The sequence below is a fragment of the Dactylosporangium sp. McL0621 genome (assembly GCF_049995355.1).
GTDB lineage: Bacteria > Actinomycetota > Actinomycetes > Mycobacteriales > Micromonosporaceae > Dactylosporangium.
In genome coordinates this window covers 9,848,791-9,873,432 of sequence record NZ_CP188259.1, presented here as the reverse complement: position 1 = coordinate 9,873,432, position 24,642 = coordinate 9,848,791, and the positions used below count along the sequence as shown (strand labels likewise).

The following is a 24,642-nucleotide window of genomic DNA, read 5'->3' as shown; positions in this document are numbered from 1 at the left end:
TGGCGGACCGTGTGCCACCGTCCGTGAGCGGCGGCGTCAAAGCTTCCCGATCATATGGAGGATCCATTCATGACCCATGGCGGGGATCTGCTGACGCAGCGTGACGACGCCGCGGCGCGGCCCAACTTCACCCAGCAGGTTCGGGGCTACGACAAGCGCCAGGTCGACCAGTACCTCAACCAGCTCGACCGGCAGATCGCCAGCCTCACCACCGATCGCAAGCGCGCCGCCGGCCAGGCCCAGGACCTGACGAACCAGGTGCAGGACCTGACCGCGCAGCTCAAGCAGCTGCAGGCGGAGCTCAACGAGGTACGCCAGCGGCCGGCCCGCGTCGACCGCGCCTCCTTCCGCCACCTCGGCCCGATGGTCGACCAGATCCTCGCGCTCGCCGAGAAGCAGGCCGGCGTGATCATCGACAACACCGAGCAGAAGGCGGCCGAGCACCAGGGCAAGGCCGAGAAGGCGCTCGCCGAGGCCCAGGAGCGCGCCGAGAAGCTCATCGCCGAGGGCGAGGCCGCGCGCGAGCGCTCCGAGGCCGAGGCCAAGCGGGTCCACGAGCAGAGCGTCGAGCACATGGAGAAGACGCGGGCCGAGGCCGACGCCCTGGCCGAGGCCGCGCGCCAGCAGGTGCTCCAGGAGGTCAAGGCCGGCCGTGCCCAGGCCCAGCAGGAGCTGGCGCAGTGGAAGGCGGCCGCGCAGCGCGAGATCGAGGAGCTCAAGGGCGCCGTCGAGCGGGAGCTGACCGAGGCGCGCCAGAACACCGAGCGCGACCTGACCCAGCAGCGGCAGGCCTCGGACCAGAAGAACGCGGCGCTGCACGCGGACGCCCAGAAGTACGCCGCGGACCTGCGCAAGCGCTCCGACGAGGAGAACGCCCGGCACCAGCAGCAGCTTGCGGTGGTACAGCAGGACGTGCAGGCCCGCCAGAAGGCCCTCACGCAGCTGCAGGCCGAGCACGAGGCGACCCAGACGAAGCTGATCGAGGGCCGCCGCGAGTCGGCGGAGCTCGGCCGCGAGGTCAACACGCTGCAGCAGCGCCTCGCCGAGACCAAGCAGAGCCTCACCAGCGAGCTGACCCGCCTCGAGCATGCCCGCCAGGCCGCGGACTCGGCCGAGCGGCACGCCAAGGAGGTCCGCGCCCGCGTGCAGCGCGAGGCGAAGCGCGTGGCCGACCTGGCCGCGGCGGCGGTCATGGCCGCGGCGGCGGGCGGCGGGGACACGGGGGAGTACCCGAAGGTGCCCGCGCCGGTCCAGGTCCGCCAGGTGCCGGAGCAGCTGCCGACCCAGCCGGACAGCGCCTCGGGGCAGGACGCGCGGCGCGAGGAGTCTCCTGAACAGGCGTGAGCCTTGCTGCACTTCGTTGCGAAACGGCCGCCACGGACTTCCCGTGGCGGCCGTTTCGTCGTTGTGATGCGGATATGTCGGGCGCTGCGCGCCCCGCTGCGCTCGACATATCCGCATTTTTCGCCTGACCGGGTATAAGTCCGATAAGTCGCGGCGCGGAGCGCCCGACTTATCGTTTCGTAGCGCGTGACGTTGGGTTTCAGAGAACGTTCGGCTGGGCCGGGGCCGTTGAGGTCGGCGGCCATCTGTCGCCAGATCTTCCGGGCCGCAGACGGCGAGGTCGCTCGACGCTGATCTCGCCGAGCGCCCGCCTTGTCGGTTCGCGGCGCGCGAGCTCGGGATTCAGGGAACGTCGACACGGGACGGCGAGGTCGCTCGACGCTGCGGAACTCGCCGGGCGCCTGGCTCAGCGCAGCGCCGAGTCGATCTGCTCGCGCAGCTTGGCCTTCGGGCGCGCCCCCACGTGCTGGGACACGACCTCGCCGCCGCGGAAGACGGTCAGCGTCGGCATGGACAGCACGCCGTACGCGCGGGCGGTCAGCGGGTTGTCGTCGGCGTTGAGCTTCACCACGCGCGCGCGGCCCTCGAACTCCGTGGCGAGCTCGTCCAGCATGGGCGCGATGCGGTGGCACGGCGGGCACCACTCGGCCCAGAAGTCCACGAGCACCGGCACGTCGCTGGCCAGTACCTCGTGGGCGAACGTCTCGTCGGTGACCTCGGTCGTCATGCGGGCTCCTCCAGCGTTTGGGCCTGCGCCAGCTCGTGGGAGACGACGCTGCGTACCGCCTGCAGGCGCGCGATGCACCCGTCCAGGTCGGCGAGCTTGCGGCCCAGCACCTCGATCGAGCCCGGGCACTCGGCCCCCGAGGCGCGGCCCGAGCGCAGGCACTCCACGAAGGGGCGCGTGTCCTCGAGGTTGAAGCCGATCTCCAGCAGCGACCGGATCTCGCGTACCAGCCGCAGGTCGGACTCGTCGTACTCGCGGTAGCCGTTGGAAGTGCGCCGCGCGGCGATGAGGCCGTGCTGCTCGTAGTAGCGCAGGGCCCGCGTGCTCGTGCCGGCCCGCTCCGCCAACTCGCCGATCCGCATGCGATCCACGCTAAACGTTGACGCCCATGTCAACGCTAGTCCGAGTCAGGAGGATCTCGCGCGGCTGAGTGTCGCCCGAAGTGCGCCGGTTCAGGTCGTGAGGGGGTGTGGGTGGAGCGAAGCTCCCCACCCCGAGCGGGAGGTGAGCTAGTCCGCGTCTGGCAAGCCCTCGATGCGGCGGGCGTGCTCGATCATGCCGTGGATCGCCTCCAGGCTCGGGCCCGACAGCCCCGCGGCCCGCAGGGCGACCGAGCGCACCGCGCTGTCGCGCAGGACCGCCAGCAGGTCCAGCTGCTCCTCGATGCGCCGGACGGTGTCCGGGTCGTCGTCGAGGAAGTACGCGGCGTTGACCCCGAAGAACTCCGCGAGCGCCTCCAGGTGCCGCTTGGTGGGGTTGTCGCGGGCGCCTTTGCGCAGCTGCCACACGTATGTGTGCGAGATCATGACGCCGCGCTCGCGGATGGCGGCGGCCACCTCTTCGTAGGTGTACTCGCCGCGGCCGGCCGGGTGGACGGTGCGGAACAGGCGATCCAGCTTGGCCGCGAGTGTCGGTTCGCTCATCGCATCAACCCTTGACAATCCTGCCGGTCGGATGGAAATGTCCATCATAAGCTCAGATTTACAGGCGCCGTGCACCCCATCAACTCAAGTTTATGGGGCGTGCTTGGAGGCTGAGGGTGGATCGTTGTGGCCGGGCGGCCTGACCGGCGCCAAATCGGGGGTGGCCACAACGTTTCCGGCCCGCAGGAGCGCACGAGCCTGCTCCACCAGGCTCGTGTCCGCCTCCGGCGGCGCCTGCTGAGCCTGCCCCAGCTCCCACTGCGCGTCGCGGATCTCGATGATCCGGCGGTACAGGCGCAGGTCGACGCCGCGGATCGTGAGCCGGTCGGCGAGGGGGCTGGGGGGATCGCCGAGCACCACATGCGGTACCGCCGCCACCGAAGCGGCCCACAGGGGACGCAATCGCTGCAGAGCGAGATAGTGCGCGAGCCAGCGCCGCAGGCCGCCCAGCGCCGGCAGGGCCGCGCCCGCGGCGAAGAGCAGCAGCATCGCGGCCAGGATCACCCGCGACAGGCTCTCCGCGCCGGGGCCGTTCATCACGTCGCTGCCCAGGGCGTTGCTGACCTGGAACGCGACCCGGTTGAGGATGAACAGCAGCCCGACCAGGGCGCCCGCGGTCAGCAGCCGCAGGCCAACCCGCATCGGCCCGCGCTCGGCCCGCCCGGCGGCGGGGTGGAACAGCGCCAGGCAGCAGGCGAGGCCGACGAACAGGCCGAACTGGGTCAGCACGCCGTACGCGGTGACCGGTGGCGTCCCGGCGTGCTCGGCCACGAAGTCGCCGCGGGCGGGGCTGCGCGGAACCAGCAGGAAGAGCACCACCATTGTCACGCCGGCCGCGGCGAGCAGCGCGTAGGCCCAGCGGCGCAGCCGGGGGCGGTCGGCGACGGGCCCGGGCATGAGGCCGGTCAGGTGCACCATCGCGGCCGAGGCGGCGGCGGTGGCCAGATTTTTCAGCGGTACCGACACGTCGGCCACGTGCAGCAGCCGGTCCGTGGCGAACGAGATCTCCCGCCGGTTGAACGTGAACGACAGCGCGACGAGCAGGGCCACCAGCCGCATGGCCCGGCCGCGGGGCGGCTGCGGCGTCGCGAAGCGCCAGATGGTGAACGCCCAGAACGCGGCCAGGACCAGGAACTCGAGGGTGTCAGCGAAGGCCATGGCCCGGTCCCGGGATGAGCGCCTCCTGCAGGCCCTGCAGCAGCGGGTCGTCGGTGCGGGGCTCGGTGCCGCCGCGCAGCGCCCGGCCGCTGATCATCGTCGCGATCATCTCTGCGACCTGCTCCTGCGGCGCCGAGTAGGTGGAGCGCAGCAGCACCCGGGCGACGGTGGCCGGGTCCAGGTCGGGCAGCACGAGACCGGGCGCCTTGTGGTCGCAGAGGATGTGCCCGATCTCGTGCAGGATGATGTGCCGGCGGTGCAGCGGGTCGACGCCCGCCGCGTAGAAGACGTGGTCGGCCTGGTCGGTGGCCAGCCACAGCCCGCAGGGCGCCCCGGCCGGCGCGGGCTGTGGATGCAGGTGCAGGTCGCGGCCGCGGCGCGCGGCGACGTACGACAGGAACACGGACAGGTCGAACGGCTCCGGTAGCTCGATGTCCGCGATCAGCCGCCGGCACTCCCGCTCAAGCCGCCGCAGTCCCACGCCGCCAGACTAACCGGCGGCCGGCCCGACGCTCTCAGGCGGCTCGGCGCAGGTGCTCGGTGAGCTGCCCCGCCGCCCGTACCGCGGCCATCTGCCCGTTCCGGATGAGCATGAGGTCCTCCACGGCGCACGCGGGCGGGGTGTGCCCGAGCGCCGCGGCGAGGTGCGGGTTGGCCCGCGACCACTTCGACAGCGACTCGCACACCTCGGCCTCCAGCACCGTCGCGGGGAGCGGGCCGGCCGCGCTCACGGCGTCGAGCATGCGCTCGCGGTGCTGCCAGTACGACCAGACCTTGGCCTCGTCGAGCAGCTGCGCGACGGCGTCGGTGCGCCGGTAGTACAGGGCCAGCTGGATCGAGTCGGTGCGGCCGTCGCCGATGAACGCGTCGATGAGCGGGTGCCGGGCGTGCGCGCCGGCAACCTCGTAAAACGTGCTGCGGCTGCCGTTGGGCGCGGCCGCCTCGACGATGCTCTTCCAGGTCAGCGGGGCCCCGGGGGCGGCGGCGACGAGGCTCGCGACCGCGCGGAAGTACACGGTCTTGGTGCGCCAGTGGCTGCGCTTCGCCGACGGGTTCGCCGACAGGCGCTTGTGCCACCGGCTCACGACGGTGTCGCGGAGATCCTTGCCGAATTCCGGAGTGGCCGTCAGGTGTGGCGCCAGGGTCGTCATGCTCATCGGTCCTGTCCTGCCTGTCGGTGGTGGGCTGGGCGTCCTCCGAGCGTGGACGCCGGGGTGCTCCGCGGGCATCACGTATTCACGTGGTCTTGCCGCTGACCAGGTCCAGCACGGCATTCCAGTCGGCCGGCACGGTGTCGGCGCACCAGGCCACGTGCCGGTCGGGGCGGACCAGCGCGAGCGGCCTATCCCAGCCGGTGCGCACGCCCTCGTCGGCGATCGGCAGGTGCGTGACCGGGATGCCGCGCGCGTTGGCGGCGGCGGCGAGCGACCGCCCGGCCGCGTCCCCGGTGAGGTCGACGAGGGTGAGCTCCGGGCCGAACCGGTCGGCCAGCGCCTCGCCCGTGTCCAGGCGCAGGTCCGGGGCGCGGCCACCGGGGCGGACCGTGCCGAGCGCGCCGCTGTGCCACACCACGGCCGAGTTCGCGTGCCGGGCCGGCAGGGCACGGGCGTCGGGGCGGTTCGCCTCCTGCCGCAGTACCCCGGCGAGCAGCTCGGGGGCGGCCCCGGCGGCGCTGAGCCGGCCGAAGCGCCGCCGCGTCTCCAGCGACCGCGCCAGCAGCTCCCGGTCGAGCAGGGCGCTGGGCCGCCGCTCGGACTCGTAGCTGGCCAGCAGCCCCGGCCCGCCCCAGCCGTTGATCTCGGCGGCCAGCTTCCAGCCCAGGTCGACGGCGTCGGCGAGGCTGGTGTCGGCGAGCTCGCCGGCCGGGTGGAAACGGTGCGCGGCCTCGCCGGCCAGGAACACCGGCCCGCGCCGGTACGCCGCGGCGACGGCCAGGGCGTCGTCCCACTGGGCCACGCCGAGGATCTCCGGCACCTCCAGGCCGCTGCCGAGCCGCGCCCGCAGCATCGCGACCGGGTCGGTGGTGACCGGCTCGTCGGCCCCGACCGGCAGGTGGGCGACCCAGCTGTCGCCGTCGCCGCGGGACACGCTCGTCAGCCCGCCGACGACCACGACGACGGGCGTGCCGTGCTTGGCGGGCAGGCGGGGGTCGGTGCTGCGGAAGAACACCGAGCAGTGGCGGGCCGGGCTGCCGAGGCTTTCCATCGGTACCTCGAGACAGCGCCGCACCGTGCTCTGGGCGCCGTCGCAGCCCACGAGGTGCCGCGCCGCGATCGTGTGCCGCACGCCCGCGTGCACGTCCAGCACCGTGGCGACGGCGCCGCCCGGCTCGACGCGCAGCCCGGTGAAGGTCCAGCCCTCACGCAGGTCGATGAGCGGGTGCTCGCGCAGCTCGTCGCGCAGGCGCCGGGTCAGCTCGGCGGCCGGGACGCGGTGGTCCGGGCCGACGGCGCCGGGTTCGGCATCGTCGTAGGAGTCGCGGGAGTCGTGCGAGGAGACCAGCACCGGCTCGTCGTCGAGGCGGGTGCGCCACTCGACGTCCTCGAGCTCGGGCGGCCCCGCGTACCGGCGGACCAGCGCGGCGAGGCCGAGGCGGCGCAGCAGGCCCATGGCGTGGCCGGTGAGCCGGTCGACGCCGGCGTGCCGCGGCGGGGCGACGGCGCGCTCCACGACCAGGCAGGGCACGTTGTGGTGGGCGAGCTCGAGCGCGAGGACCGCGCCGGTGGGGCCCGCTCCGACCACGAGTACCTGTGTGCGCGTCGGCGTCGTCACCGGCGTTCCCCCATCGCTCGACCTCGGCGACGCCTTCGTCGCCACTGGTCATGCTCGGGTCCGGGGGGTGCCCCCGTACATCACGTGTTCAAGCGATCCCGGTGGACGAGGTTCGCCAGTTCGACGCGGCCGCGCAGGTCGAGCTTGGTGAAGATCTTGCGCAGGTGGCTGTCGACGGTGTGCCGGGACAGGTGCAGCACGCCGGCGACCTGGCGGTTGGTGAGCCCGAGCGCGACCTGCAGGGCGACGTTCTGCTCGGCCGGGGTCAGCTGGTGCAGCGGGGAGCCGGGGCGGAACACGGGCCGCTCGGTCGGGGCCTTGGGGCCGCCGAGGCTGAACTCGAGGCGGCGGCGGGCGCGTTCGGCGCGGCAGTCGGTGACGATGGCGATGGCCTCGGCGGCCCAGGCGCGGCCCTGCCGTTCGTCGGCGGTGTTGAGGGCGGCGTCCTCGAGGGCGCCGGCCAGGGCGAGGCGGCGCGGGGTACGCCGGAAGCGTTCCACGGCCCCGCGCAGCAGCCAGGGGTCGCCGGTGAGCACGCCCTCGGCGTGGTCGGCGGCGGCGGCGAGGGAGACGAGGCCGGGGTTGCGCCCGGCGAGGGCGCGGGCCGCGGCCACGACGGTGCGGGCGCGGGGCAGGTCGTCGGCGCGGACCGCGATGTGCACGAGCGCGGGGGCGGCGGTCGGGTCCTGGGCCAGCAGGACCGGCCGCTCGGGCAGCCCGTCGACGATGCCGGCCAGGGTGCCCAGCGCCGCGTCGGGCCCGGCCGTGGCCTCCTGCAGCACGCCCTCCGGCCAGAACATGTCCTCGGGCGCGCAGGTGATCCCGGCGGCCATGCGCCGGTGCATGTGCGTGAGGTGGGCCTGGGCCTGGGGTAGGTCGCCCTGCAGGACGGCGAGCCGGGTCAGCTGGCCCAGCAGCGGTACCGCGAGCGCGAAGGCGGTCAGGTTCAGCGCGACGGCGACGCCCGCCTCGGCCTCGGCGACGGCGTCGTCGAGGCGGCCGCGGGCGGTGAGCAGGCCGGCGTGGTAGTAGTGCCACAGCGGCGTGGACCAGGCGGTGCCGAGGCGCTCGGACTCGCGGCGGCCCCGGCGGTAGGTCTCCTCGGCCTCGTCGAAGCGGTCCAGCGCCGCCTGGGCGTCGCCGAGCCAGATCCGCGGGTGGCGGTGGGCGGCGTCGCCGCGGACCTTGTCGGCGATGCCGGTGGCGTGCTCGGCGTGGGCGTAGGCGTCGTCGAGGCGGCCCTGGGCCTGCGCGACGAGGCTGCGGCCGGTGAGGCCGAAGACGGAGGCGGCGTACTCCCCGGTGGCCATGCCCGCGTCGGTGGCGGCGGCGCCGTCCTCGTCGGCGCCGGGCAGGTCGTTGGTGTAGAAGCGGGCGTGGGCGCGGATGGCGTGCAGCTTGGCCCGCACCGACTCGGGCGCGCCGGCCACGGCCAGGCCCTGGTCGGCGTACTGCACCGCGGTGCTGTTGCGCCCGGCGTGCTTGAACGCCTCGGCGAGGCCGAACTTGAGCATGGCCTCGGTGCGCGGGTCGAGCCCGGCCCGCAGCGCCGTCTCGCCGAGATCCTGGGCCCGCTCCAGCCGCCCGGCCGAGGCGAGCAGCGTGACCGCGTCGGCGACCAGCGCCACCCGGCCGGGGTCGTGCTCGCCGACCGCGTCCAGGGCGTGCTCGATCAGGTCGGCGGCGGTGCTGGGCGCGGCCGGGGCGACCTCGAGGGCCGCCTCGTGCAGGATGGTGACGGCCTCGTGGCGGCCGGAGCGGCCGGTCTTGAGCAGGTGCTGGGCGACCTCGACCGGCGGGCGGCCCTCGGCCCGGGCGATGACGGCGGCCTGGCGGTGCAGCATGGTGGCGACGGCGCCGTTGAGGGTGCCGTACACCGCCAGCCGCACCAGGTCGTGTACGAACTCGAGCTCGCCGTTGTCGACCAGCACCCGCGCGGTGGTCGCCTCCTTGACCTGCTTGATCAGGGTCGCCGGGCGCACGTCGAGCAGGTCGGCGACGGCCTCGAGCCCGAACGGGCGGCCGAACACGGCGGCCGCCTGGAGCAGCTCCTGGGCGTCGCTGGACAGCCCGTGCAGCATCTGGTCGACGATCGTGATGAAGCTCGACGGCAGCTCCTCGCCGACGACGGTGCCGATGCCGTCGGCCACGACCAGCTGCCCGGTCAGGTGCAGCGTCCGGACCAGCTGCTCGACCTGCAGCGGGTTGCCGTCGCAGCCGCCGGCCAGGGCCAGCACGGTGTTGTCGACGTCGGCCCCGACGACCTGCGCGCACAGCCGGCGCACCGCCTCGTCGTCGAGGGTGCCGAGCATGAGCTGCTCGTGCCCGTCGCGCACGAGGCGCTCCATGAGCTGCTGCCCGGGGGTACCCGCCGGGGCCGGGCGGTGCGCGAAGATCCAGTGCACGGGGGAGGAGGCCAGGGCCGGGACGAGCTCGGCGACGGCCAGGGCGGACAGCTCGTCCATCCACTGGGCGTCGTCGATCGCGATCACCAGGGGCCGCTGGGCCGCGTAGTCCTCCAGCGCCGCGCCGAGGCGCTCCAGGGTGCGGTACTGCGCGTCGTCGTCCTCGCGCAGCCAGCCCAGCGCCGGCTCCGGCGGCCGGATCTGCTGCAGCGCCGAGGCGAGGGTGATGAGCGGGGCCGCGCGGTCGAGCTCGAACGCGGCCCGGGCCGCGACCGACACCCCGCGCCCCTCGGCGCAGTGGGTGGCCGTGCGCACGAGGTGGGACTTGCCGATGCCGGCCGAGCCGGTGACGATCGTGCACCCGCCGAAGCCCGCGGCGGCGCCGGACACGGCCTTTCGCAGGACGGCGAGCTCGCGATCGCGCCCGAATGTCCCCGCGGCCGGTGTCGTCAGCGAAATCACCCCAAGTTGTCGGACGTTTTTCCGGTGTACGGCTCGATTACCGTTGGTGGCCTGCGGTGATTCTCGCGGTCCGCGATGATCGACTTGAACAGCCTTTCGGGGGAGCCGGACGAACCCGGACGGCATCCTCCGTCGGCCCGATATCGCGCTGCTCCCGGCCCGGGCGGCGGGCCCGCCGGGATTTCGGGCGACCAAACCTCGCAAAATAGGCGCCGCAGAATCGCGGGGCCGTGCTCGGTCAGCACCGATTCGACATGGAACTGTATTGACCGCGCTCGTGCCCACCGCATTGCGTGCACCGCGCCGGTGCCTGCATCCCGCAATATCCCAATTCGCTCCGGCGAACCGTCACGCACCGTTGTCACGTGAATAGTATTCATTCGATGTCCCGGTGCGTCGGACACCGCCACGAAGGTGTTGTAGAACCCGACCCGCCCGAAGCCGGGGACCCGCCGGGGCTCGCCCTGGGCCGGCCGGGCGAGCCGCCGGATCGGCAGGCCGAGCTCGTCCGCGAGGACCTGGTGGCCCAGACAGACGGCCAGCGTCGGCGTCCGTTCGGCCAGCAGCCGCCGGGCGATCTCGTGCAGCCGGTCGATGCGCGGGTCGCTGCGGTCGCGCGGGTCGCCGGGGCCGGGGCCGAGCACGACCGCGTCGTAGCCGTCGCGCAGCCATTGCGTACCGCTCTTGAGCCGCACGTCGACGCGCAGCCCGAGCGCCTCGGTGAGCCGGGCCAGCATCGCGGTGAAGTCGTCCTCGTTGTCGATGATCAGCACCCGGCCGGACAGCGGGCGGAGCCGGACCGGACGGCCGAGCCAGAACGGGGACAGGCCGGTGTTGCGACGGCGCAGGGCGCGTTCGAGGGCGGGAAGCTTCGGCGGTACCGACGCCGCTTTTTCGCCTTTGAGGGCGCCCAGGAGCGCCGCCGCCTTGGCCCGGGTCTCCGCCGCCTCCGCCGCCGGGTCGCCGTGGCGCACCAGCGTCGCCCCGACGCCGATGGTCACGGACCCGTCCGGCCCGATCTCCGCGGTGCGGATGAGCAGCGCCGAGTCGAGCGAGCACGGGCCGAGCAGCGCGATCGCCCCGCCGTAGTAGCCGCGGCCGGTGCCCTCGCGCTCGGCGATCACCCGGCAGGCGGCGGCGAGCGGGCTGCCGGTCACCGTCGGGGCGGGCAGGGTCGCGCGGAGCACCTCGGCCGGTCCGAGCCGCGTGGGCCCGTCGATGATGTACTCGGTGTGCGCCAGCCGCGACATGGGCCGCAGCCAGGGCCCGCGCAGCCGGCCGCCGCCGTCGCAGACCCGGGCCATCGTCTTGAGCTCCTCGTCGGCGACCATGAACAGCTCCTCGGTCTCCTTGCGGTCGGCGAGGAACCGGCGCAGCCCGCGTGCGGTCGGGCCGCCGGGCGGGTAGCGGTAGGTGCCGCTGATCGGGTTCATGGCGGCGATTCCGCTGTCCAGGCGCGCCTGCGACTCGGGGGTGGCGCCGAGCAGGGTACGGCCGCGGCAGTGCAGCAGGAACGTCCAGTACGCCCCCCGCTCGGCCCGCAGCAGGTTCTGCAGCGCCCCCAGCGCGGTGGCGGGCGTGAAGTCCGGGATGCGGGCCCGGTAGGTGCGGCGGATCACGAAGTTGGAGCCGGTGCCGCCCCCGATGTCGTGCGCGACGACGTCCTCGACGATCCGCGCGTACTCCTCGTCGTCGAGGTCGAAGCGGCCCTCGCCCAGCGCCGGCGCGGGCGCGGCCAGGCCGAGGACCTCCTCGACCGGCAGCGAGCCGGACCACGTCACCGCGAAGGCCAGCAGCGGCGCCCCGTCGTCGACGCACGCCAGGCCGCGCTCGGCGATGGTGCGGTACGGCAGCGCCGCCACCACCTCGCCGGCCGGCTCCGCCGGGATCGAGTCGAGGGGCGCGCCGACGCGCAGCTCCACCCGCTCGTCGCGGCACACCAGGGCGTAGGCCTCGGCGCCGGCGATACGCTGCAACCACGGATGCGTCATGCCGCCACCGTCGCAGCGCGCCCGCGCGGCCGGCCACTACCCATTGAGGTAGTGGGGCGTGCACCGGCCCGCGCCTAGCTTCTGAAGGCGTGGCTCACAACTTCCCCCGCCGGGTCCGGCTGGACCGGTTGTACCGGAACGGATCCGGCGGTCTTCTCGTGGTACCGCTCGATCATCCCATCAGCGGCGCCCCCATTATCCACAGTGGACGGCCGGGGGGCCTGGACCGGCTCGTCGGCGACGTCGCCGACGGCGGGGCCGACGCCGTGGTCCTGCACAAGGGCGCGCTGCGGCACGTGGCGGCCCGCCGCTTCCGCTCACTCTCCCTCATCGTCCACCTCAGCGCCGGCACCGGCCTGTCCGCCGACCCCGACGCCAAGGTGCTCGTCTGCTCCGTCGAGGAGGCGCTGCGCCTGGGCGCCGACGCGGTCAGCGTGCACGTCAACGCCGGATCCGGTACCGAGCCGCGGCAGCTGGCCGACCTGGCCGCGGTCGCCGGTGACTGCGAGCGCTGGGGCGTGCCGCTGCTGGCCATGGTCTACGCCCGCGGCCCCGGCATCGCCGACGGCCGCGCCCCGCACCTGGTCGCGCACGCCGCCGCCATCGCCGCCGAGCTCGGCGCCGACCTGGTCAAGACCGCGATGCCGCGGGCCGTGGCCGACCTCGCCGCGCTCACCGCGGCCAGCCCGATCCCGGTGCTCGCGGCCGGCGGCGACGCCCACGACAGCGCCGCGGCCCTCAACCACCTCGCCGACGCGATGCGCGCGGGGGCGGGCGGGGTCGCCGCGGGCCGGCTCGTCTTCAACGCCCCCGAGCCGGCCGCGATGCTGCGCCGGCTCTCCGCCCTGGTCCACGACCGAACCTTCGCGAGGAGTACCCCATGAAGCAGTGCTGGCTCGACATCCGCGCCGCCGACGAGCTGAAGTCGGCCCTGTCCCAGGAGGCGATCCACCGGGGCTTCGACGCCATCGTCGCCGACGACCCGGCCGACCTCGCCGGCCTCCCGCCGACCGTGACCCGGGTGCTGCTGCCCGGCAAGGAGCTCCCGGACACCTTCGGGGACGCCGACCTCGTCATCGTCGACCCGGCCCAGCACGGCGAGCCCGGCCGGCTCACCGCCCGCCACCCCGGGATGCGCTTCGGCGCCTACGTCGAGGTCACCGACGCCGACTCGCTCGCCCTGGCCTGCGCGAGCGTGACCCGCGACCCGGTCACCGTGCTGCGCTTCGCCGACCCGACGAACATCCCGCTCGAGATCGTGCTGGCCGCGGCGGCCGACGCGCACGGGCTCATCGTCACCACCGTCGAGCGGGCCGCGGACGCGCCCGTGTTCCTCGGCGTGCTCGAGCACGGCCCGGACGGGGTGATGCTGGCCCCGAACGCGCCCGGCGAGGCGGGCCGGCTCAAGGACGCGGTCGAGCGCCGCTCCCCGGACCTGGAGCTCACCGAGCTGACCGTCACCGCGGTCACCCACGCCGGGATGGGGGAGCGGGCCTGCGTCGACACGTGCACCTACCTGGCCCGCGACGAGGGGATCCTGGTCGGCTCGCGGGCCAAGGCGCTGGTGCTGTGCGTGAGCGAGACCCACCCGCTGCCGTACATGCCGACGCGGCCGTTCCGCGTCAACGCCGGCGCGATCATGTCGTACACGCTGGCGGACGCCGAGCACACGCGGTACCTCAGCGAACTGCGCGCGGGCAGCACCGTCCTGGCCGTCGGGGTCGACGGGCGCACCCGCCCGGCGGTCGTCGGCCGGGTGAAGATCGAGACGCGGCCGCTGCTGTCGATCGACGCCGTCGCCGAGGGCGGCGAGGCGGTGAACGTCATCGTCCAGGACGACTGGCACGTGCGGATCCTCGGGCCGGGCGGCGCGGTGCTGAACTCGACCGCGCTGCGGCCCGGCGACCGGATCCTGGGGTACCTGCCACGCCGCGAGCGGCACGTCGGGTACCCCATCGACGAGCTCTGCTACGAGCAGTGATCGCGATGTTCGACTTCCACGCGCGCCTGACCCCCGGCCCCGGCGCCACCGAGGCCCTGCTGGGCGCGCTCGACGAGGCCGGGGTCGAGCGGGCGGCGGTCTGCGCCGGCGGGGTGGTCGGCCTCGACCGGCTCTCGGTGCAGATCGTCGACGGCGGGCGGAGCAAGGCGCTGGCCGACAACGAGGGGGTCCGCCGGGCGTGCGAGGCGTCCGGCGGGCGGCTGGTCCCGTTCTTCTTCGCCGACCCGTACCGCGACGCCGCCGACTACGAGGCGGCGGCGCCGCGGTTCCGGGGCCTGGAGATCTCCCCGGCCGTGCACGGCTTCCGGCTCGACGACCCGCGGGTCGAGGCGCTCGTGCGCGTCGCCGCACGGCACCGCCACCCGGTGTACGTCGTCTGCCTCGGCCGCGCCGGCACCCGCACCGAGGACCTCGTCGTCCTCGCCGCCCGCCACCCCGGCGTCACGTTCGTGTCCGGCCACTGCGGACACACCGGCCTCGACGCGGCGGGCCTGAACCTCGTCGCGCCGCTGCCCAACATCGCCGTCGAGCTCTCCGGCTGCTTCACCGCCGTCGCCCGCCTCGCGGTGCGCCGGCTGGGCGCGCACCGGGTGCTCTTCGGCACCGAGCACCCGCTGCAGCACCCGAGCGTCGAGGTCGCCAAGCTGCGCGCCCTCGGCCTGCCCCCGGACGAGCTCGCGCTGGTCTCGTCCGGCAACGCCGACCGCCTGCTGGGGTGCTCATGAGACTGCCTCAGATCGGCGACTGGTCCGACTTCGCCGGCCTCGCCCGGCTGCAACAGGAGCGGCTGCCCGCGGTGTACGCCGCCGCCGAGCGCTCGCCCTTCTACCGCAAGCGCGGCATCGCGCCCCTGCCCGACCAGCCGCTCACGACCAAACAGGACCTCCGCGACGCGTACCCGTTCGGCCTGCTCGCCTGCGACCGCGCGGACCTGGCCACCTACCACGAGTCGAGCGGCAGCAGCGGCGAGCCGACCGCCTCGTACTACACCGAGACCGACTGGCTCGACCTGGCCGAGCGCTTCGCCCGCAAATGGACGGGCCTCACGGCGGCCGACACGATGCTGGTCCGCACCCCGTACGCGCTGATGATCACCGGGCACCTCGCCCACGCGGCCGCCCGGCTGCGCGGCGCGACAGTGGTCCCGGCCGACAACCGCTCCCTGGCGACGCCGTACTCGCGCGTGGTACGCCTGCTGCACGACCTCGGCGTAACGATCACCTGGTCGCTGCCGACCGACACGCTGCTGTGGGCCGCGGCCGCGCGCATCGGCGGCTACCGTGACTTCCCGGACCTGCGCGCGCTCTTCGTCGGCGGCGAGCCGGTCGGCCCCGCGCGCAAGGCCCGCATCGCGCGCATCTGGGGGGCGCCGGTCGTGGAGGAGTACGGCGCCACCGAGACCGGCAGCCTGGCCGGCGAGTGCGAGCACGGCACCATGCACCTGTGGGCCGACCGGGCCGTCTTCGAGGTACAGGACCCGGACACGGGTCTGTTGCGGCCGGACGGGCGCGGCCGGCTGGTGGTGACGCCGCTGTTCCGGTCGGCGATGCCGCTGCTGCGGTACGCCATCGAGGACGAGGTCGAGGTGTCGTACCGCTCCTGCCCGTGCGGCTGGCACCTGCCCGTTGTGCGCCTGCTGGGCCGCTTCGCCCGGGGTGGCCTGACCCAGCTGGGGCTGGAGGAGCTGGTCTTCGCCCTGCCGGACGACTTCGGCGTCTGGTTCTGGCGGGCCCGGGTCGACGGCGGGCGCGTGCGCGTGGAGATCGAGGTCGCCGACCGCTGGCGCACGGCCGCGACGGCAACTTTGACGGCGGCGCTGCGTACGGCGTACCCGCACGTGGAGCCGCTGGTGGTACCGGTGCCGCCGGGCGGCCTGGTCCCGCATCGGCTCCTGACCGCGCAGGCGGAGGTGATGAAGCCGCGCGGTTTGTTCGGCGAGGGCGAGGACTGGGATCGAGCTCTGTTGTATTACTAGCTGCTGTACTTCTGGCTCGCTGCGCTCGCGGTGGGGGAGCTTCGGCTGAATTCCTGGCTCTCTGCGCTCGCGGTGGGGGAGCTTCGCTCCACCCACACCCCCTCAAAATCTGCGCCGGCTCGATCGGGCGACGGATGGGCGCACGCCATCCACGTTCTGCACCCCCTTCTCTTGCCCAACAGGGTTACAGGAGCGTCGCATGTCCGAGCCCCTCATCGTCGGCGCCGGGATCGGCGGCCTCACTGCGGCCGTCGCTCTCGCCGCGCACGGCCGTTCCTGCACCGTCGTCGAGCGGTCGCCGGCGCTGTCGGCCTCGGGCTACGGCATCCAGCTCCCGCCGAACGCGACCCGGGTCCTCGCTGGACTCGGGCTCGGACCGGCGTTGGAGGCGGTCTCGCTGCGCCTCGAAGCGCGCGAGATCCGGCGCTGGGCGGACGGGTCACTGCTCGGCTCGGCCGCACTCGACCGGTGGGACGCCCCATATCTGTCGTTACGCCGCGCGGCCTTGCTGCGCGTTTTGCATTCGCGCATCGCGGGTGTCCAGTTCGGCCGTTCGTTTGGGTCCGCCGATGAGCGTTTGGTCGTCGGTGCGGACGGTCTGCACTCGGCTGTCCGTGGCCGGCGTGCGTCTGACGGGTTCGGCCGTTCATTTGCGTCCGCCGATGGCCGTTTGGTCGTCGGCGCGGACGGTCTGCACTCGACCGTTCGTGGCCGGCTGGCGTCGGACGGGCTGGTCGACGTCGGGTACACCGCCTATCGGGCCGTGCTGCCGGTGCGCGATGCGCGTCCGGTGGTGAGCGTTTGGCTCGGCCCGGGTGCACATGTGGTCGCCTATCCGGTGCCGGACGGGCTCAACGTCGTCGCCGTCACTGATGGATTGCATTCGTTTGACGGCTGGGACGAACCGGTCCGCGCACTCGCGCGCGCTTGCATGCGCGGATTCGTGTTGTACACCCGCGCACCGCTGCCGGCCTGGCATCGCGACGGGGTCGTGGTCATTGGCGACGCGGCTCACCCTATGCCGCCGTTTCTCGCCCAGGGCGCGGCCCAGGCGATCGAGGACGCCGCCGCGTTGCCCGACTACCTGGATGATCTCGCCGGGTTCGAGGCCGCGCGGCGCCCGCGCGTTGAGCGTGTCGTCGCGGTGAGCGTGGCGGGCGGGCACGAGTACCACCTCGCCGATGGCGCGGAGCAGCGCCGGCGGGACAAGCAGATCGCGGCCGCCGAGCCGCCCGGACAGGATTGGTTGTACACATGATTCCCGACGCCATCGCCTACACGCTGCCCTCGCCCACGCGTCCGGGGCCGGCGCCCTGGAAGGTGGACCCGGCTCGCTGTGTGCTGCTCGTGCACGACATGCAGCGGTACTTCGCCGAACGCTTCGACCCCTCCGTGTCGCCCGGGCGGGAGCTGTTCGCGAACGTGGGTCGGTTGCGCGCGGCGTGCACAAAGCTGCAGATTCCTGTGCGGTACACCGCGCAGCCCGGACGCATGACCCGGGCCGAACGGGGGCTGCTGCACGACGTGTGGGGCGACGGCATGCACGACGACGAGGGCGGACTCGTGTTCGAGCCGGCGGCGGCCTCGGAGGTCGTGACGAAGTGGCGGTACAGCGCGTTCCATCGCACGCCGCTGCTCGGGATGCTGCGCGAGCTCGGCCGGGACCAGCTCGTGGTGTGCGGGGTCTACGCGCACCTGGGCTGTCTGCTCACGGCCTGCGACGCGTACGCGCACGACATCGAGCCCTTCCTGGTCGCCGACGCGATCGCGGACTTCACGGCCGCGGATCACGCGCTCGCGCTGGACTTCGCCTCGCGTAGCTGTGCCGTGACGCCTACGACGGAGGAGGTGCTCGGCTCGCTCGGCGACTGAGCGATGTGACGATTTTGCATGCCGACTTGTGCAGCACCGACGACCGCGCCGAACTCTGAAGGACGGCGGCCGAACTTCGAAGGAACGGCGGCCGGGCTCGAAAGGGACGGCCGGCGGCCGCGGCTGAAGCGGACGGGGGTCGGCGGCCGCGCTCGAGAAGGACGGCGGCCCGGTGGGCGCGCCCGAAGCGGACGGCGCGCCGGTGGCCGCGGTCGAGGCGGACGGGGGCTGGCGGCCGCGGTCGAGGACGGGGGCTGGCGGCCGCGGTCGAGGCGGGCGGGGGGCTGGCGGCCGCGCTCGAGACGGACGGCGGTCCGGCGGGCGCGCCCGAACCGGACGGGGGCCGGCGGCCGCGCCCGAAGCGGACGGCCGTCCGGCAAAGCCCTCAAAGCCGCCTCAGCGACGTGCCTTCGCCAGCGACGCCAGCTCGATGCGCGACGCGATGCCCAGCTTGTGGAAGATCCGGCGCAAGTGGTAGTTCACGGTGTGCCGGGAGCGGCCGATCCGCGTCGCGATCTGCTGGTTCGTGAGGGCGCGGCCGACCAGCACGGCGATCTGCCGCTCCTGCTCCGTCAGCGCCTCCCAGCCGGTCGTCGGCAGGGGCGGCGGGGTCGTCAGCAGGGTTGCGAGCTCCGCGCGCAGGGCGGCCGCGGCCGGGCGGCACAGCGACTCGGCCACCGCGGCGTGGACCAGGGCGTGGCTGAACATCAGGCGGTCGTCGACGCTGACCAGCAGGCCCGAGTCCAGGGCCTCGTCCAGGCCGGCCAGGAGGTGGGCGGTACCGCAGCGCATGAGGCGGGCCAGGTCCAGCACGCCGAAGCCCGGGCCGATCGCCGAGGCCACCTGAAGCATGCGCCGGGTCGGAGCGGACAACGCGGCCAGCCGGGCCGCCACCGTAGGTTGCGCCGGGGCGACCGGCCCGGCCGCGAGAGTGGGCTGCGTCGGGACGGGCAAGGCGACCGGCCCGGCCGCGCCAGTGGGCTGGGCCGGGACAGGCGAGGCGACCGGCCCGGCCGCGACCGTGGGCCCGGCCGGGACAGGCGAGGCGACCGGCCCGGCCGCGCCAGTGGGCTGCGTCGGGACGGGCAAGGCGACCGGCCGGGCCGCGGCCGTGTTCTGCGCGTTGATGCCGGCCGTGGTGGGGCGGGCCGGCGGGCGTGACGGGTGCATGCTGACCATGGTGGGGCGGCCCCGCGGGCGAGACCGGATACAACTATGGGGTTTCCGGTCCCAGTTCGGCGAGGGCGCGCATCCCGGCCGGATCGAGGATGGTCAGGCGGCGGTACCCGGTGCTGAGCAGCCCCCGCCCGCGCAGTTCCCGGATCGCGTTCTGCACCGTCGCCTGGGCGATCGCGATCATCGTGGCCAGCTCGGGCTGGCTCAGGGGGACGCCGATCTCGATCGCGCCGTTCGGGGCCGGGCGCCCGCACAGCTCGCCGATCTCGACGAGCAGGCGGGCCAGGCGTACGTGGGCCGGGTACACCGCGAAGTCCGTCCTTCGCCGGTTCGCCCAGGAGAGCTGGCCGGCGACCGCGGCCATGACGCGGGCGGCGGCCGGTGGGTGGCGGCGCAGGAAGTCCTCGAAGGCGGCGCGGCTGACCACGCCCGCGGTCACGCGGCCGCACGTGGTCACGGTCGCGTTGCGCGGCTGGCCGGTCAGGGCGCCGACCTCGCCGACCAGCTCGCCCGGCACGCGGATGCCCAGCAGCGTCTCGAAACCGTCGACCGAGGTCGTCACCTTCACGAAACCGCTGATCAGCAGCTCCACGTGGCCCTCGCGGTCGCCCTCGCGCAGCACCACCCGGCCCGGCGCGAACTGCCGCTGCGTGGACAGGCCCACGAGCTCCTTCGCGGTCGCCTCGGGCAGGCCGCCGAGAAAGGTGTTGGGGGACCAGGCCGCCGACGTCATGCGGTCATGATGACCGCTCCAGGCGGGCGTAGACGAGGATGTTCCCCCGGTATTCGTGCCGGACGTGGTCGAAGGTGCCCCCGCACGTCACGATCCGCAGCGCCGGATACCCGACCGGCCCGTAGACGGCATCGGTCGGAAAATCCGTCTTCGGTACCTCCACCACCCGCTCCACCACGAAGACCGCCACGCTGCCGTCGGCCCGGCGCACGCTCGCGGTGTCGCCCGGGCGCAGGTCGCGCAGCCGGTAGAACACGGCCGGCCCATCGTGCGCGGTGTCCACGTGCCCGAGCAGGACGGCCGGCCCGACCTCGCCGGGGGTGCGCAGGTTCCGGTACCAGCCGGCGGGCGCACCGGACTTGAGCGGCGGTACCTCGACGGTGCCGTCCGGGTTGAGCCCGAGCGACATGAGCGAGGTGTCGATCCCGATGGCGGGGATCGCGAGCCGGACGGGTACGGACGCCGCCATCCCGCGCGTCTCCACCACCGGCGCGGGCGCGGCCGAGCTGGCGATCGGGATCAGCTCCGAGACCGCCGGCGCGGGCGCGGCGGCCGGGCGCTCCGGCGGCGGGGGAGCGGGCGACGCCCCGATGACGAGCAGGGTGAGCCCCCCGACCGCGAACAGCCCGGTCAGCCCGTCGATCGCGAGGCGGCGGGGCAGCACGATCAGCGCCGCCCGGTGGCGGGGCGCATGCGGAAGACCACCAGCGCGGCCGCGGCCAGCAGCAGCACGATGCCCGCGCCGGCCAGGAGGGGGTTGCGCATCCCGAGGCCGTCGCCGCCGCCGGTGTGCGGGGCGCCGCTCGGGGTCGGGCCCGTCGTGGTTCCGTTGGCGCCGATGCCCGACGAGCCGTCGTTGCCGGTCGGGGTGGCCGCGGCCGCCGCCGAGCGTGAGGCGGCGGCGGAGCGGGACGCGGTGGCCGCGCGCTCCTGTTCCGCCGCGGCCGCGGCCGAGCGGGCGGCGGCCGCGGACCGGCTCACGGAGACGCTCGCCGAAACCCGAGCGGACACGCTGGCCGAGACGCTGGCCGAGACGGAGGCCCCGGGCGCGGCGTTGTCGCCCGTGCCGGAGCCCGTGAACTGGCAGTAGGCGAGCAGGGCGAGCAGCATGACGATGAGCGCCGCACCGCCCGCCGCGACCGCGGTGCGGTTGTCACGCAGGTTCGCGCGTCGTTGTCCCGGTTCGGTCATCGCTTGCGTCCCCTTCCCGGGAGAGACCGCGAAAGCCCTGGTCGGTCTGAGTGTTCTACCCAGGCGCCACAAGTCTGTAACGATCAATACCCCCAACGGGTGGCGCGAGCTGCGGTGGGCTTTTGCAAGCCATCAGTGCAAGTATTTCCAGGTTTGATTGGCATCTTGCGCGCAGATGTCGGGCGGGTTACCGTGCAACCCCGATCGACGCTCTTCGACACCCCTCTATGGAGCCGTCATGGCCGCACGCCGCCTGGCCGCCGCCCTCCTTCCTGCCCTCCTCGCGCTCGGCACCGCCGCCGTGCTCGCCCCGTCCGCCGCCGCGGACGTCACCACCGTCTCCGTCGACACCCTGCGCACCGGCTGGGACCAGAACGAGCCCGCCCTCGGCCCGTCCGCGGTCTCCGCCGCCGACTTCGGGCAGCTCTTCGCGGCCGACCTCAACGGGCAGGTCTACGCCCAGCCGATCGTCGCCGCGGGCACCCTGATCGCCGCGACCGAGAACAACTGGGTCTACGGGCTCAACCCGCAGACCGGCGCCGTCGTCTGGTCGCGCAGCGTCGGCCCCGCCTGGCCCGCGTCCGCGATCGGCTGCGGCGACCTGGTCCCGAACATCGGCGTCACGAGCACCCCGGTCTACGACCCGGCGACCCGCTCGGTTTTCTTCACCGCCAAGGTCAACGACGGTCCGGACGCCAACCACCCGCACTTCTACATGCACTCGATCGACCCGGCGACCGGTGCCGAGCGCTCCGGCTGGCCGGTGACGATCCAGGGCTCGCCGACCAACGACCCGGCCAACACCTTCAACCCGAAGACCGCGGCCCAGCGGCCGGGCCTGCTGCTGCTCGACGGCGTCGTCTACGCGGGCTTCGCGAGCCACTGCGACTACGGCCCGTACGTCGGGTACGTCGCCGGCGTCAAGACCACCACGCCGGCCATGTCGACGCTGTGGTCCACCGAGGCCGGCCGCTCGACCGGCATGGGCGGCATCTGGCAGTCCGGCGGCGGCCTGGTCTCCGACGGGCCCGGCCGGATCATCGTGGCCACGGGCAACGGTGTGTCGCCGGCACCCGGCCCCGGTACCAACCCACCCGGCACGCTCGCCGAATCGGTGATCCGCCTGCAGGTCGGCGCCGACGGCTCGCTGGCCGCCAAGGACTTCTTCAGCCCGGCCAACAACGGCAAGCTCGACCAGGACGACACCGACTTCGGCTCCGGCGGGCCGGCCGCCCTGCCCGCGTCGTTCGGCACCGCGGCCCACCCGCACCTGCTGGTGCAGACGGGCAAGGACGGCCGGGTGTACCTGCTCGACCGCGACAATCTCGGCGGGACCGCCCAGGGCCCCGGCGGCACCGACGCCTCGCTCGTCCCGCCGGCCGGGCCCTACAGCGGGGTCTGGGGCCACCCGGCGGTCTGGGGCGGCGACGGCGGCTACGTGTACCAGGTCGAGAACCAGGGCTTCCTGCGCGCCTTCAAGTACGGCGTGAACGGCGCCGGCCTGCCCACCCTGACCGCGGCCGCGACCAGTCCGTCGACGTTCGGGTACACCTCCGGCTCCCCGGTCGTCACCTCCAGCGGCACCACCTCGGGCTCGGCGACGGTCTGGGCCGTGTACAGCGACGGCTCCAGCGGCTCGGGCGGCCAGCTGCGCGCCTACGACGCCCTGCCCACCGGCGGCCAGCTGCACCTGCGGTACTCCGCCCCGATCGGCACGGCCACGAAGTTCGCCGTGCCCGCGGCCGACAACGGCCGCGTCTACGTCGGCAACCGCGACGGCCGCCTGTTCGGCTTCGGCCGGCCGACCACCGCCGCGCTGAGCGCCCCGCCGACCGACTTCGGCAGCGTCGCGGTCGGCAGCACCGCGAACGCGACGGTCACCGTCACCGCGACCCGGGCCGTGCGCATCACCGCGATCGCCGCCGCCGCGCCGTTCGGCGTCACCGCGCCCGCGCTGCCGGTCAGCCTCGCCACCGGGCAGACCCTCGCCGTGCCGGTGCGCTTCACGCCGGCCGCGGCCGGGGGCGCCGCGGGCAGCCTCACGTTCACCACCGACGCCGGCACGGTCGCGCTGGACCTGCACGGCACCGCCACGTTGCCCGGCCTCGGCGCCACCCCGGCGACGCTGTCGTTCGGCACGGTGCCGACGGGCGCCGCGAAGACCCTCGGCGTCAGCATCACCAACACCGGTACGAGCGCGGTCACCGTCACCGGCTCGACCGCGCCCGCGGCCCCGTTCAGCGCCACCGGCTTCCCGGCCAACGGCGCCACGATCGCGGCCGGCGCCTCCGTGTCGGTCTCGGTGAAGTACGCCCCCACCGCGCCCGGCAACCACACCGCCTCGCTGACCGTCACCAGCTCGGCCGGCCCGGTCACGGTCCCGCTCAGCGGCACGGCGGTCGCCGGGGCCGCCCACCTGAGCATCACGCCGAACCCGGTCGCATTCGGATCGGTCACCGTCGGTACCACCGCGACCCAGACCTTCGACATCGCCAACACCGGCAACATCACGCTGACCCTGACCAAGGCGGCCCCGCCGGTCGGCGCGTTCAACACCACCACGCCCGTCTCCGAGGGCCAGCAGCTCTCGCCCGGCGACGTCATCCACCAGACCGTCACCTTCACGCCGACCGCCCAGGGCGCCCAGTCCGCGGTGTACTCCATCACCGGCGACGACGGCCAGGGTGCGGTACCCGTCCAGCTCACCGGCACCGGCGTGCCCCCGTCCAGCACCACGAACCTGGCCGCCGGGCGCCCCGCGACCGCGCAGTCGACGCAGGGCGGCTACCCGGCCGGCAATGTCACCGACGCCGACGCGAACAGCTACTGGGAGAGCGCCAACAATGCCTTCCCGCAGTGGCTGCAGGTCGACCTCGGCGCGACGGCGTCGGTCGGCAAGGTGACGCTGCGCCTGCCCCCGCCGGCCGCGTGGGCCGCCCGCCGGCAGACGGTGACGGTGCTGTCCAGCGTGGACGGTGCACAGTGGAGCACGGCCGCGGCCGCCACGGACTATCTGTTCGACCCGGCCACGGGCAACACCGCGAGCGCCACGTTCCCGGCGGTCACCGCCCGCTACGTCCGGCTGAGCTTCACCGCCAACACCGGCTGGCCGGCCGGGCAGCTGTCGTCCTTCGAGGTGTACGGCACCGGCGGCGGCTCGGCCACCCTGGCCCTCAGCCCCACCTCGCTGCACTTCGAGGACACCGCCGTGAACACCAACAGCGACTGGCAGACCGTGACCGTCACCAACACCGGCACGGCCGCGGCGACCGTGCAGTCGGTCACCGCGTCGGGCGACTTCACCGTCACCACGACGTGCGGGTCCACGATCGCGCCGGGCGCCAACTGCACGGCCACGGTGACGTTCCACCCGGCCGCGGCCGGGAGCCGGACGGGGACGCTCAGCGTTCGCAGTACCGCAGCCAACGCCGAGGCCACCGCGGCCCTCAGCGGCACCGGCCTGGCCGCGACGGCGACGAACCTGGCCCTGCACCGGCCCGCCACCCAGTCGTCGAACACGCAGAACTACGCCGCCGGCAACGCCGTCGACGGCAGTGCGGACACCTACTGGGAGAGCACGAACAACGCGTTCCCGCAGTGGCTGCAGGTCGACCTCGGCGCGACCACCGCCGTGAGCCGCGTCGTGCTGCGGCTCCCGCCGGCCACGGCGTGGGCGGCGCGCACGGAGACGGTGACCGTCACCGACTTCACCACCGGCGCGGTGCTCGTCGCGAGCCGCGCGTGCGCGTTCGACCCGGCGACGGGCAACGCGGTCACCCTGACGTTCCCGGCGGCGGGGGTCCGCTACCTGCGCGTCACGGTCACGGGCAACACCGGCTGGCCGGCCGGGCAGCTGTCGGAGCTGGAGGTGTACGCCTCCTAAGGTGACGCCGCCTCATCCCGGCCGGACG

General features: G+C 74.1%; 21 protein-coding genes. 8 read left to right on the top strand and 13 right to left on the bottom strand.

Features of this window, described 5'->3' with window-relative positions:
- Positions 1-69 precede the first annotated feature (69 nt).
- Entirely contained in the window at positions 70-1,344 is a 1,275-nt protein-coding gene (locus ACPPVO_RS46765) for a hypothetical protein (protein ID WP_426505283.1), read from the top strand.
- Between the two features lie 406 nt (positions 1,345-1,750).
- On the opposite strand, the gene trxA is transcribed toward ACPPVO_RS46765, so the two are convergent.
- The 9 genes from trxA to ACPPVO_RS46720 all read right to left on the bottom strand — a co-directional run bounded on the left by trxA (position 1,751) and on the right by ACPPVO_RS46720 (position 11,782).
- A complete protein-coding gene (trxA, locus tag ACPPVO_RS46760; RefSeq protein WP_426505281.1) occupies positions 1,751-2,071 on the bottom strand; it encodes a thioredoxin in 321 nt (106 codons plus the stop codon).
- On the bottom strand, positions 2,068-2,433 hold the full coding sequence (locus ACPPVO_RS46755; RefSeq protein ID WP_360373835.1) for a MerR family transcriptional regulator: 366 nt from the start codon (positions 2,431-2,433) through the stop codon (positions 2,068-2,070). Before ACPPVO_RS46755 ends, trxA begins: the two co-directional genes overlap by 4 nt.
- Before the next feature lie 147 nt (positions 2,434-2,580).
- A complete protein-coding gene (locus tag ACPPVO_RS46750) occupies positions 2,581-2,994 on the bottom strand; it encodes an XRE family transcriptional regulator (protein ID WP_426505280.1) in 414 nt (137 codons plus the stop codon).
- 90 nt (positions 2,995-3,084) lie between these two features.
- The gene (locus tag ACPPVO_RS46745; protein WP_426505278.1) at positions 3,085-4,152 is read right to left on the bottom strand and encodes an MAB_1171c family putative transporter; all 1,068 of its coding nucleotides are present in this window, start codon (positions 4,150-4,152) and stop codon (positions 3,085-3,087) included.
- A complete protein-coding gene (locus ACPPVO_RS46740; protein ID WP_360373843.1) occupies positions 4,139-4,633 on the bottom strand; it encodes a hypothetical protein in 495 nt (164 codons plus the stop codon). The genes ACPPVO_RS46745 and ACPPVO_RS46740 overlap by 14 nt, the downstream gene beginning before the upstream one ends.
- A 34-nt stretch (positions 4,634-4,667) precedes the next feature.
- On the bottom strand, positions 4,668-5,309 hold the full coding sequence (locus ACPPVO_RS46735; protein WP_426505276.1) for a hypothetical protein: 642 nt from the start codon (positions 5,307-5,309) through the stop codon (positions 4,668-4,670).
- A 79-nt stretch (positions 5,310-5,388) separates the two neighbouring features.
- Positions 5,389-6,924: an FAD-dependent monooxygenase gene (locus tag ACPPVO_RS46730; RefSeq protein WP_426505274.1), complete on the bottom strand. Its 1,536-nt coding sequence runs from the start codon at positions 6,922-6,924 to the stop codon at positions 5,389-5,391.
- Between the two features lie 80 nt (positions 6,925-7,004).
- The gene (locus ACPPVO_RS46725) at positions 7,005-9,791 is read right to left on the bottom strand and encodes a helix-turn-helix transcriptional regulator (protein WP_426505273.1); all 2,787 of its coding nucleotides are present in this window, start codon (positions 9,789-9,791) and stop codon (positions 7,005-7,007) included.
- Positions 9,788-11,782 carry an anthranilate synthase family protein gene (locus ACPPVO_RS46720; RefSeq protein WP_426505272.1) on the bottom strand — a complete coding sequence of 665 codons (1,995 nt, stop codon included), beginning with the start codon at positions 11,780-11,782 and terminating at the stop codon, positions 9,788-9,790. The genes ACPPVO_RS46725 and ACPPVO_RS46720 overlap by 4 nt, the downstream gene beginning before the upstream one ends.
- A gap of 89 nt (positions 11,783-11,871) precedes the next feature.
- On the opposite strand from ACPPVO_RS46720, the gene ACPPVO_RS46715 reads away from it, so the two are divergent.
- From ACPPVO_RS46715 to ACPPVO_RS46690, 6 genes are all read left to right on the top strand, one after another.
- The gene (locus tag ACPPVO_RS46715) at positions 11,872-12,666 is read left to right on the top strand and encodes a 2-amino-3,7-dideoxy-D-threo-hept-6-ulosonate synthase (protein WP_426505270.1); all 795 of its coding nucleotides are present in this window, start codon (positions 11,872-11,874) and stop codon (positions 12,664-12,666) included.
- Positions 12,663-13,763 carry a 3-dehydroquinate synthase II family protein gene (locus ACPPVO_RS46710; protein ID WP_426505268.1) on the top strand — a complete coding sequence of 367 codons (1,101 nt, stop codon included), beginning with the start codon at positions 12,663-12,665 and terminating at the stop codon, positions 13,761-13,763. The genes ACPPVO_RS46715 and ACPPVO_RS46710 overlap by 4 nt, the downstream gene beginning before the upstream one ends.
- 5 nt (positions 13,764-13,768) lie before the next feature.
- Complete coding sequence (locus tag ACPPVO_RS46705) at positions 13,769-14,509, top strand: amidohydrolase family protein (RefSeq protein ID WP_426514817.1); 741 nt, start codon at positions 13,769-13,771, stop codon at positions 14,507-14,509.
- Positions 14,506-15,759, top strand: a complete 1,254-nt coding sequence (locus ACPPVO_RS46700) for a phenylacetate--CoA ligase family protein (RefSeq protein ID WP_426505266.1) — start codon at positions 14,506-14,508, stop codon at positions 15,757-15,759. The genes ACPPVO_RS46705 and ACPPVO_RS46700 overlap by 4 nt, the downstream gene beginning before the upstream one ends.
- A 199-nt stretch (positions 15,760-15,958) precedes the next feature.
- Positions 15,959-17,017, top strand: coding sequence for an FAD-dependent oxidoreductase (locus ACPPVO_RS46695; protein ID WP_426505264.1), 1,059 nt, complete (start codon positions 15,959-15,961; stop codon positions 17,015-17,017).
- Complete coding sequence (locus tag ACPPVO_RS46690) at positions 17,014-17,631, top strand: isochorismatase family protein (protein WP_426505263.1); 618 nt, start codon at positions 17,014-17,016, stop codon at positions 17,629-17,631. Before ACPPVO_RS46695 ends, ACPPVO_RS46690 begins: the two co-directional genes overlap by 4 nt.
- A gap of 396 nt (positions 17,632-18,027) precedes the next feature.
- Here ACPPVO_RS46690 and ACPPVO_RS46685 read toward each other — a convergent pair whose 3' ends face one another.
- Genes ACPPVO_RS46685 through ACPPVO_RS46670 form a run of 4 tightly spaced genes read right to left on the bottom strand, consistent with a single transcriptional unit; the run spans position 18,028 to position 20,731 of the window.
- Positions 18,028-18,801 (bottom strand): LuxR C-terminal-related transcriptional regulator, encoded by a 774-nt coding sequence (locus ACPPVO_RS46685; RefSeq protein ID WP_426505261.1) that lies wholly within the window; start codon positions 18,799-18,801, stop codon positions 18,028-18,030.
- 43 nt (positions 18,802-18,844) lie between these two features.
- A complete protein-coding gene (locus ACPPVO_RS46680) occupies positions 18,845-19,540 on the bottom strand; it encodes a Crp/Fnr family transcriptional regulator (protein WP_426505259.1) in 696 nt (231 codons plus the stop codon).
- Positions 19,541-19,544: 4 nt separating this feature from the next.
- Complete coding sequence (locus ACPPVO_RS46675; RefSeq protein ID WP_426505257.1) at positions 19,545-20,204, bottom strand: class F sortase; 660 nt, start codon at positions 20,202-20,204, stop codon at positions 19,545-19,547.
- A gap of 2 nt (positions 20,205-20,206) precedes the next feature.
- Positions 20,207-20,731 (bottom strand): hypothetical protein, encoded by a 525-nt coding sequence (locus ACPPVO_RS46670; protein WP_426505256.1) that lies wholly within the window; start codon positions 20,729-20,731, stop codon positions 20,207-20,209.
- Between the two features lie 238 nt (positions 20,732-20,969).
- On the opposite strand from ACPPVO_RS46670, the gene ACPPVO_RS46665 reads away from it, so the two are divergent.
- Positions 20,970-24,614 carry a choice-of-anchor D domain-containing protein gene (locus ACPPVO_RS46665; RefSeq protein ID WP_426505254.1) on the top strand — a complete coding sequence of 1,215 codons (3,645 nt, stop codon included), beginning with the start codon at positions 20,970-20,972 and terminating at the stop codon, positions 24,612-24,614.
- The last annotated feature ends 28 nt before the right edge of the window (positions 24,615-24,642 follow it).

Coding starts and splice junctions, on each gene's coding strand:
- ACPPVO_RS46765 (WP_426505283.1), top strand. CDS start 70: ATGACCCATGGCGGGGATCTGCTGACGCAGCGTGACGACGCCGCGGCG.
- trxA (WP_426505281.1), bottom strand. CDS start 2,071: ATGACGACCGAGGTCACCGACGAGACGTTCGCCCACGAGGTACTGGCC.
- ACPPVO_RS46755 (WP_360373835.1), bottom strand. CDS start 2,433: ATGCGGATCGGCGAGTTGGCGGAGCGGGCCGGCACGAGCACGCGGGCC.
- ACPPVO_RS46750 (WP_426505280.1), bottom strand. CDS start 2,994: ATGAGCGAACCGACACTCGCGGCCAAGCTGGATCGCCTGTTCCGCACC.
- ACPPVO_RS46745 (WP_426505278.1), bottom strand. CDS start 4,152: ATGGCCTTCGCTGACACCCTCGAGTTCCTGGTCCTGGCCGCGTTCTGG.
- ACPPVO_RS46735 (WP_426505276.1), bottom strand. CDS start 5,309: ATGAGCATGACGACCCTGGCGCCACACCTGACGGCCACTCCGGAATTC.
- ACPPVO_RS46720 (WP_426505272.1), bottom strand. CDS start 11,782: ATGACGCATCCGTGGTTGCAGCGTATCGCCGGCGCCGAGGCCTACGCC.
- ACPPVO_RS46710 (WP_426505268.1), top strand. CDS start 12,663: ATGAAGCAGTGCTGGCTCGACATCCGCGCCGCCGACGAGCTGAAGTCG.
- ACPPVO_RS46705 (WP_426514817.1), top strand. CDS start 13,769: ATGTTCGACTTCCACGCGCGCCTGACCCCCGGCCCCGGCGCCACCGAG.
- ACPPVO_RS46700 (WP_426505266.1), top strand. CDS start 14,506: ATGAGACTGCCTCAGATCGGCGACTGGTCCGACTTCGCCGGCCTCGCC.
- ACPPVO_RS46695 (WP_426505264.1), top strand. CDS start 15,959: ATGTCCGAGCCCCTCATCGTCGGCGCCGGGATCGGCGGCCTCACTGCG.
- ACPPVO_RS46690 (WP_426505263.1), top strand. CDS start 17,014: ATGATTCCCGACGCCATCGCCTACACGCTGCCCTCGCCCACGCGTCCG.
- ACPPVO_RS46685 (WP_426505261.1), bottom strand. CDS start 18,801: ATGCACCCGTCACGCCCGCCGGCCCGCCCCACCACGGCCGGCATCAAC.
- ACPPVO_RS46680 (WP_426505259.1), bottom strand. CDS start 19,540: ATGACGTCGGCGGCCTGGTCCCCCAACACCTTTCTCGGCGGCCTGCCC.
- ACPPVO_RS46670 (WP_426505256.1), bottom strand. CDS start 20,731: ATGACCGAACCGGGACAACGACGCGCGAACCTGCGTGACAACCGCACC.
- ACPPVO_RS46665 (WP_426505254.1), top strand. CDS start 20,970: ATGGCCGCACGCCGCCTGGCCGCCGCCCTCCTTCCTGCCCTCCTCGCG.